This window comes from Clostridium nigeriense (assembly GCF_050585265.1).
In the GTDB taxonomy this organism is placed as follows: Bacteria; Bacillota; Clostridia; order Clostridiales; family Clostridiaceae; genus Clostridium; species Clostridium nigeriense_B.
Window position 1 is genome coordinate 1 of sequence record NZ_JBNOOE010000037.1, and the last position, 7,784, is coordinate 7,784.

Consider the following 7,784-nt stretch of genomic DNA (forward strand, 5'->3'; position numbering starts at 1 on the left):
AATTAATATATTTTAAATTATATTACATATTTGTATAAAATTAAAGACTGCTGACACTTTGTCAGCAGTCTGAAAAATAGATGTTACACAATTTGTGTAACATCTATTTTATTAATTATTAAATATATTTAGTAAGGATAGAGATTTAACTCTATCTTTTATTTTTTCTTTATCTGTTGTGTATAGATTTAGTTTCTTCATCCTTTCAAAGTATTCTCCACCTGAAAAGGTATGTCTTAGGCTCTTTCCCTTCACAATATCTAATGTTTCATTTGCAAATGCTATTATATCTCCTATTGCAAGTTCTCTTGGTAATTCAAGTAATGGTTCGCCTAAAAGATATTTTATTGCATTGAAACCTGATAAAGCCCCTGTTGCCATTGCCTCGGTATGGCCTACGAAGAAACCAGATTTTTCACCAGCACAAAACATATTATTTAAACCTCTAATCTTCATTGTATTATCTCTAGGGCTTGAGGCTAAATATCTAATAGAGTTAGATGTTCCACCAGATAAAGGATCTATATATCTTGCATTTTCCAGTCCTGGAATTTTCCTTAGGTTTTCAAGAGGATAATACGAAGTCATAAGCTTTATATGTCCAGTATCTAATAAGATAACATTTTCTGCAAATTCCTTTAAAGCGTATTGTTGGCAAACCTTTTGACTTAGTTTATCTAAATTAATATCCTCGCTAGGAATGGGCAATGTTGCTACACCTTTAGTAGTAAGTGCCTCTAATAATTCAGGGGATAAAGATTCTCTTGGAAGTTCGCAAGAGCCACTCATAGCACCAGGAGTTCCGTTGGCTCTCTCACCCATAATATCTTTTATTCCAGCTTTTAAGCTTAAGCTTTCTCTGCCACCAAAAGTAGGGCATCTTAATACACACATGGAGCATCCATTACCGTATTTATTACAGTTAGTCATAGGACCCGTTGAACCAGTAGTTTCAATAAAAACATCTCCATCTATAAAAGTTCCATCGGAAAGTTTAATTTTAGAAATTGAATTATTCTCTACAACTACATTCACACCTCTACTTTTGAAGTGAATATTAATGCCTAAAGATAAAATAAACCTTCTTATTTCTGGCTCAGCCTTTCCTATATCAGTTAGACTTGCATGTTTGTGCCCCGTAAAATCAATATTTTTATGAAGAGCTAAATTATCCATAATATCTATTATTTCATTTGCACCGAGATAAGATAGCTCTTCAGAAGCAGTAAATCTTCCGTTATTCCTCATTATGCCACCTACATTTCCAACACCAAGAAGCATATCGGTTCTTTCTATAATATGGACTTCTGCATCCATTTTTCTTGCTTGAATTGCAGCCTGGCATCCTGCAAAGCCACCGCCTATTACAACAACTTTCATTCTATATACCTCGAATATTACTATTTATAATAAAATATTCGAATATTTTAAAATTGGTGCTTTATTATTTAAGTAAAAGCTATTTTATGATTGTAATAAGTTGAAATTTGAGTTAAGTAATATTGATGAATAATTACTTGTTAATTAATCACAGGAATTATGTTATAAACTGGCTCTTCATAAGGATGAACTGCTTTTATTACATTAATAACTTCTAAAGCTAAATCCTTATGACATCTAAATTCCATTTTTCCTTCTTTTTCAATAGATAAATTATTTTCTTCACCTAAGTATGGCTTTGAACCCTTTAGTGGTCTAAAATAGCCTGTAACTTCTGTTATTGAAATACAATTATCATATTTACCAATAGTCAAAGCTCCAGTATTATTTATAGCCTCTCTTAATTTATCTACATGGTCTAATGGAATAAAAATTTCAAATTTAACTTTCGTATAATTCATTAAAAAGACCTCCTAGTAATATCTATAATTAAATAATAGACCATTGTTATAAATTAGTAAACGAAATTGATGTCTAATAAAAATAAAAATTAAATTTATAAAAAATCATAAATTTCCTTAAAAAACTATCAAATTATTATGATAGACAAAATTTATGAAAAACAATAGCAGATAATTAAGGATATTATTATAAAAGTATGAAAAATACGGGATTATATATCTTTTAAAACTTAAAGGCATATTATATTACTGAGAGAAGAAAAATTTGATATGAGGGGATTAAAATGGGAGTTTTGTTTTCGATTATTGGTATTACCTTAAGTTTTATTTCTACAGTTACTTTAGTTAGAAGTATAATGCTAAATAAAGAATTTATAATTAAGAAAGCTAGAGTTATTGGATTTGATGCATATAGTTATTTAACGCCAGATGGAGAATGCAATACAATATGTAATACAAGATTTAATCCTATAATAGAAGTTGAAGAGGAGAATAAGAAAGTTAAGGTGGCTATTTCATTTTTTGATAATAATCATAAGTTGGAAAAAGGCGATGAAATAGAAGTAATGTATCCAAAAGGAAGAATAGAGAAAATAAGAGTATATTCTAAAGAAGATATATATAATTTTTATTATCTAACTATAATTATGGGAATATTAATAACCACTTTATCTATTGCAATGATTTAAAAAAATAGATTATAATTTAATAATAAAGGGTAGGATGAATATAATTGCTATACCTATTAAAAAATAGAAAGTTAGTAGTTATAATCATTCTACTTTTTTATTTATAAGAAAGTTATTTTATTTCTAATAATATTATGAAATAAAATTATTAAGGAGGATATATGGATCTCACTATAAAAGAAATAATAATAAGATTAATTTTAGCTTTAATAATAGGAGGATTAATTGGATATGAGAGAGAAGTGCAAAATAGAGCTGCTGGATTTAGGACACATATTTTAGTATGCTTAGGAGCAACTATAGTATCATTGCTTCAAATAGATATAGGTAATAAAGCTATTGCTATGATAGAGATGAATGAAAAACTAGCAGAAGTTATTAAGGTTGATTATGGAAGACTCGGTGCTCAAGTAATAACAGGTGTTGGTTTTATTGGGGCAGGAGCCATAATTCATACTAAAGGAAATATAAAGGGGTTAACTACAGCAGCCACATTATGGATAGTAGCATGTTTAGGGTTATCAATAGGAATGGGAGAATATTTTATAAGTATATTTGCTACTATAATTATATTCATTACATTAGTATTTTTAAAAAGAATAGAAGATAAATTTATATCTAAAAATATAATTAAAGAATTCGAAATAAAGTATTATAATCAAGGAAATATAAAAAATGAAATTGAATATTTTTTAGAAAAAAAGAAAATTAAAATAAAAAGAATTGAGTATTTTATAAAAGAAAATAATTTAAAAGAGACATATGCAAAATATATAGTTTTAAAGCCTAGATATGTAAATTTAGATAAAGTTTTAAAAGAGCTAATGCAAAATATTGATATTTTATATCTTGATTTTAAAAATGATGATTAAATAATTTGAGTATCAAAATATTTAATATAAAAACATTATAATTAATTGAATTTTAATGGAGTTTAGATTATTATTTAAGTAATGAACACTAGAAAAAGGATGGGATAATTCATTATGCAAAAAGATGTAAGTGTTGTTAATGAACTTTTAGTAAAAATATTTAATGAAATACTTCAAATTGAAGAGAAAACATTAAAAAATGGATACTTTTCAGACTTATCAGTAAGGGAAATGCATACAATTGAAGCGATAGGAAGAAAAGATAAAAGAATGATGAGTGAAGTTGCACAAGATTTAGGAATAACTGTTGGAACTTTAACTACATCTATAAATAGATTAATAAAAAAAGAGTATGTAGAAAGAAGTAGGATAGAAGAAGATAGAAGAGTGGTTTTGGTTGAGTTAACCAAAAAGGGAAAGGTTGCACATAGATTACATGAAAGGTTTCATAGTGAGATGGTTAGGAGTATGACAGATTCTCTTTCAGAAGAAGAAAAGAAAGTTTTAATTGGATCATTAGGAAAATTAAATAATTACTTTAAAGAAAAATGTGAGTCTATAAAATAAATTATATTTTTGGAGTACGGGAGGATATTATGGAAAATACAAGTTTAGAAGTTGCTAAATATGCAACAAAAATGGCTATTTCATCTAGAGAGGAAGAAGAGGAACTAAAGGTTGAGCTTAAGAAAAATGGAATTTTAGTGACAGCTGTAAATATAGGTGGAAATATTAATGATTCGACTTCTCAAATATTAGAAAGATCATTAGTTGCAGCTAAAAGAAATGGACTAATTAGAGAAGAACATTTACATGAAGGTGGAGTTATAGGAGCAACTAGAGATGCCTTAATGCAAGTCTGGAATAGAGCAAGTGGACAAAATGTTGGAGGAAAGGTAGGAATAGCAAAAAGAGGAGAACATTTAAGTGTTTGTATATTCTTAAGTGTTGGACTTTTACATTTAGATGAGGTTGTAATAGGTATAGGACATAGAGCAATACCTAAATAATTTTTAATATATTTTTAATAAGTATATAAAAAAGGTAATATTGAAGTTTTCATAGTTATACATAATTTTAAAAAAGCTATAAAAATAGTAAATGTACTAATAAAGATGCTTTAAGTAATAGAAGTTTGAGCTATATAAGGTAGATATTTATGAATGAAATTTATCATAAATATTTGCCTTTTAATTTTTTACTGAATAATTTAAAAGTTTATAAGGAAAAGTAATAATAAGTTATTATAAAAAATATTAAATCTAGACTTTGTTATATATATAACAATAATGATTACAAACAATAGTTTCTTATGTATATTATAAAAAGATTCAATTTTATTTATATTATAGAATTAACAAGAAAATATAAAGGAAAATGAAAATAAATGATTAATAAGTCGAATTAAAAAACTAAATATAAATTTAATTAAAAAATAATTACTAAAACAATTCTTTTATAAGTATAAAAATGGATAGAAAAATTAATAAATAAAAAAATAAAAATAAATGATAAATTTTTAACAAAAAACATTGACAAAAAATAAACAATGAAATAAAATGATATTGTAATCAAGTTAAACAAATTTTAACAAGTCAAGAAAATAATTTATAAAAATATAAATCTTATAAATCAGGAGGATTTAAAATGGCTGTAACAAATGCACAAGAATTAACTCAAAGAATTAAAGAATTAAGAGAGGCGCAAAAAGTATTCGCAACTTATACTCAAGAACAAGTTGATAAGATTTTTAGACAAGCAGCGATAGCAGCAAATGACAATAGAATTAAGTTAGCTAAAATGGCAGTTGCTGAAACTGGAATGGGAATAGTTGAAGATAAGGTTATTAAAAACCACTTTGCAGCTGAATATATATATAATCAATATAAAGATATGAAAACTTGTGGTGTTTTAGAAGAAGACAAAACTTTTGGAATCACTAAAGTAGCTGAACCAATCGGGGTTATAGCTGCAATAGTTCCAACAACAAATCCAACATCAACAGCAATTTTCAAAACTTTAATAGCTTTAAAAACTAGAAATGCAATTATAATATCTCCTCATCCAAGAGCTAAGAAAGCTACAATTGAAGCTGCAAAAATAGTTTTAGAAGCTGCAGTTAAAGCTGGTGCTCCAGAAGGCATTATTGGATGGATAGATGAACCATCAGTAGAATTATCTCAAAATGTAATGAGGGAATCAGATATAATATTAGCAACAGGTGGTCCAGCAATGGTTAAGGCTGCATATTCATCAGGAAGACCAGCATTAGGAGTTGGAGCAGGTAATACACCAGCAATTATAGATGAAACAGCTCATATAAAAATGGCAGTAAACTCAATACTTCTTTCTAAGACTTTCGATAATGGAGTTATCTGTGCATCAGAACAATCATTAGTAGTATTAGAACAAGTTTATGATGAAGTTAAGAAGGAATTAAGCAATAGAGGAGCTTATATATTAAAGGGTGAAGAAGTAGATAAGGTTAGAAACGTAATTTTAAATGAAAAAGGCGGTTTAAATGCTAATATAGTTGGTCAGTCAGCTTATAAAATTGCTGAAATGGCAGGAGTTAAGGTTGAAACTTCAACTAAGGTTTTAATTGGGGAAGTAGAATCAGTAGAATTAGAAGAACCATTTTCACATGAAAAGTTATCACCAATTCTAGCTATGTATAAGGTTAAGTCTTATGAAGAAGCTTTACAAAAAGCAGGTAGATTAATAGAATTAGGCGGTATGGGTCATACTTCAATACTTTATACAGATCAACTAAAGTCAAGAGATAGAATATTACAATTTGGCGAAAAGATGAAAACAGCTAGAACGTTAATTAATATGCCAGCATCACAAGGAGCTATAGGTGATATATTTAACTTTAAATTAGCACCATCATTAACTCTTGGATGTGGATCATGGGGAGGAAATTCAGTTTCAGAAAATGTTGGTCCAAAGCATTTGATTAATATTAAGAGCATAGCTGAAAGGAGAGAAAATATGCTTTGGTTTAGAGTTCCAGAAAAAGTTTACTTCAAATATGGTTGTTTACCAGTTGCTCTTGAAGAGTTAAAAGATATGGGGAAAAAGAAAGCATTTATAGTAACTGATAAAGTATTATTTGATATGGGATATACTAACAAAGTTACAGAAGTATTAGAAAGAAATGGAATACAATTTAAAATATTCTCAGATGTAGAACCAGATCCAACACTTAGATGTGCAAGAGCTGGAGCAAAAGAAATGCTAGACTTTAATCCAGATGTTATCATAGCTTTAGGTGGTGGTTCAGCAATGGATGCTGCTAAAATTATGTGGGTTATGTACGAACATCCAGAAGTTAACTTCCATGACTTGGCTATGACATTTATGGATATTAGAAAGAGAATATACAAATTCCCAACAATGGGTGAAAAAGCTATGATGGTTTCAATAGCTACATCAGCAGGAACAGGTTCAGAAGTAACACCATTTGCTGTTATTACTGATGAAACTTCAGGGGTTAAATATCCACTTGCAGATTATGAATTAACTCCAGATATGGCTATAGTTGATGCTGAACTTATGATGACTTCACCAAAAGGATTAACTGCTTGTGCAGGAATTGACGTATTAGTTCACTCAATAGAAGCATATGTTTCAATAATGGCTTCAGAATATACAAATGGATTAGCATTAGAAGCAATTAGATTAGTATTTAAATATTTACCAGATGCATATAATGAAGGAACAACTAATGTTAAAGCTAGAGAAAAGATGGCTCATGCATCATGTATGGCTGGTATGGCATTCTCAAATGCTTTCTTAGGAATTACACACTCAATGGCTCATAAGTTAGGTGCATTCCATCACTTACCACATGGTATGGCTAACTCATTATTAATGAATGAAGTAATAAGATTTAATGCAACTGATGCGCCAACTAAGCAAGCTGCTTTTGCTCAATATAAGTATCCAAATGCAGCATGGAGATATGCTAGAATTGCTGATCATCTTGGTTTAGGTGGAAGTACTGAAGAAGAAAAAGTTGAATTATTAATAAAAGCAGTTGAAAAACTACAAGCTCAAGTTAATATGCCAAAAACTATTAAAGAAGCTGGGGTATCAGAAACTAAGTTCTATGAAACTTTAGATGAAATGGTTGAGCAAGCATTTGATGATCAATGTACTGGTGCTAATCCAAGATATCCATTAATGAGTGAATTAAAAGAAATGTATGTTAGAGCTTATGAAGGTCCAAAAACTAAAGAAACTAAGAAAGAATCAAAGAAAAAATAATTATAAAATATAAAAAAATAAAGGGTGAGAATTAAAGTGGTACCTATGTCAAGGACATTTTAAAAAAGAGAGTTAAGAAGCTAAAAGCTGATTTCTGTATTTAACAGGAG

7 protein-coding genes are annotated in these 7,784 nt (G+C 28.5%); 5 read left to right on the top strand and 2 right to left on the bottom strand.

Annotated elements, in window-relative coordinates:
- Positions 1 to 111 precede the first annotated feature (111 nt).
- Together ACQPVP_RS16910 and ACQPVP_RS16915 are read right to left on the bottom strand one after the other, a co-directional pair.
- Positions 112 to 1,380 carry an FAD-dependent oxidoreductase gene (locus ACQPVP_RS16910; protein WP_430851949.1) on the bottom strand — a complete coding sequence of 423 codons (1,269 nt, stop codon included), beginning with the start codon at positions 1,378 to 1,380 and terminating at the stop codon, positions 112 to 114.
- Between the two features lie 140 nt (positions 1,381 to 1,520).
- Positions 1,521 to 1,841 (bottom strand): cytochrome C biogenesis protein, encoded by a 321-nt coding sequence (locus tag ACQPVP_RS16915; RefSeq protein ID WP_430851950.1) that lies wholly within the window; start codon positions 1,839 to 1,841, stop codon positions 1,521 to 1,523.
- 284 nt (positions 1,842 to 2,125) lie between these two features.
- Here ACQPVP_RS16915 and ACQPVP_RS16920 point away from each other — a divergent pair, with 284 nt between their 5' ends.
- From ACQPVP_RS16920 to adhE, 5 genes are all read left to right on the top strand, one after another.
- Complete coding sequence (locus ACQPVP_RS16920; RefSeq protein ID WP_430851952.1) at positions 2,126 to 2,530, top strand: hypothetical protein; 405 nt, start codon at positions 2,126 to 2,128, stop codon at positions 2,528 to 2,530.
- A 161-nt stretch (positions 2,531 to 2,691) separates the two neighbouring features.
- Positions 2,692 to 3,402: an MgtC/SapB family protein gene (locus ACQPVP_RS16925; RefSeq protein ID WP_430851954.1), complete on the top strand. Its 711-nt coding sequence runs from the start codon at positions 2,692 to 2,694 to the stop codon at positions 3,400 to 3,402.
- 114 nt (positions 3,403 to 3,516) lie between these two features.
- Positions 3,517 to 3,969 carry a MarR family winged helix-turn-helix transcriptional regulator gene (locus ACQPVP_RS16930; protein WP_430851956.1) on the top strand — a complete coding sequence of 151 codons (453 nt, stop codon included), beginning with the start codon at positions 3,517 to 3,519 and terminating at the stop codon, positions 3,967 to 3,969.
- Positions 3,970 to 3,998: 29 nt separating this feature from the next.
- The gene (locus tag ACQPVP_RS16935; protein ID WP_430851958.1) at positions 3,999 to 4,412 is read left to right on the top strand and encodes a HutP family protein; all 414 of its coding nucleotides are present in this window, start codon (positions 3,999 to 4,001) and stop codon (positions 4,410 to 4,412) included.
- Positions 4,413 to 5,049: 637 nt separating this feature from the next.
- Positions 5,050 to 7,674, top strand: coding sequence for a bifunctional acetaldehyde-CoA/alcohol dehydrogenase (gene adhE / locus ACQPVP_RS16940; protein ID WP_430851960.1), 2,625 nt, complete (start codon positions 5,050 to 5,052; stop codon positions 7,672 to 7,674).
- Positions 7,675 to 7,784: the final 110 nt, after the last annotated feature.

Excerpts from the sequence above, each read along its gene's own strand:
- ACQPVP_RS16920 (WP_430851952.1), top strand. The coding sequence starts at position 2,126 with ATGGGAGTTTTGTTTTCGATTATTGGTATTACCTTAAGTTTTATTTCT.
- ACQPVP_RS16910 (WP_430851949.1), bottom strand. The coding sequence starts at position 1,380 with ATGAAAGTTGTTGTAATAGGCGGTGGCTTTGCAGGATGCCAGGCTGCA.
- ACQPVP_RS16925 (WP_430851954.1), top strand. The coding sequence starts at position 2,692 with ATGGATCTCACTATAAAAGAAATAATAATAAGATTAATTTTAGCTTTA.
- ACQPVP_RS16935 (WP_430851958.1), top strand. The coding sequence starts at position 3,999 with ATGGAAAATACAAGTTTAGAAGTTGCTAAATATGCAACAAAAATGGCT.
- ACQPVP_RS16915 (WP_430851950.1), bottom strand. The coding sequence starts at position 1,841 with ATGAATTATACGAAAGTTAAATTTGAAATTTTTATTCCATTAGACCAT.
- adhE (WP_430851960.1), top strand. The coding sequence starts at position 5,050 with ATGGCTGTAACAAATGCACAAGAATTAACTCAAAGAATTAAAGAATTA.
- ACQPVP_RS16930 (WP_430851956.1), top strand. The coding sequence starts at position 3,517 with ATGCAAAAAGATGTAAGTGTTGTTAATGAACTTTTAGTAAAAATATTT.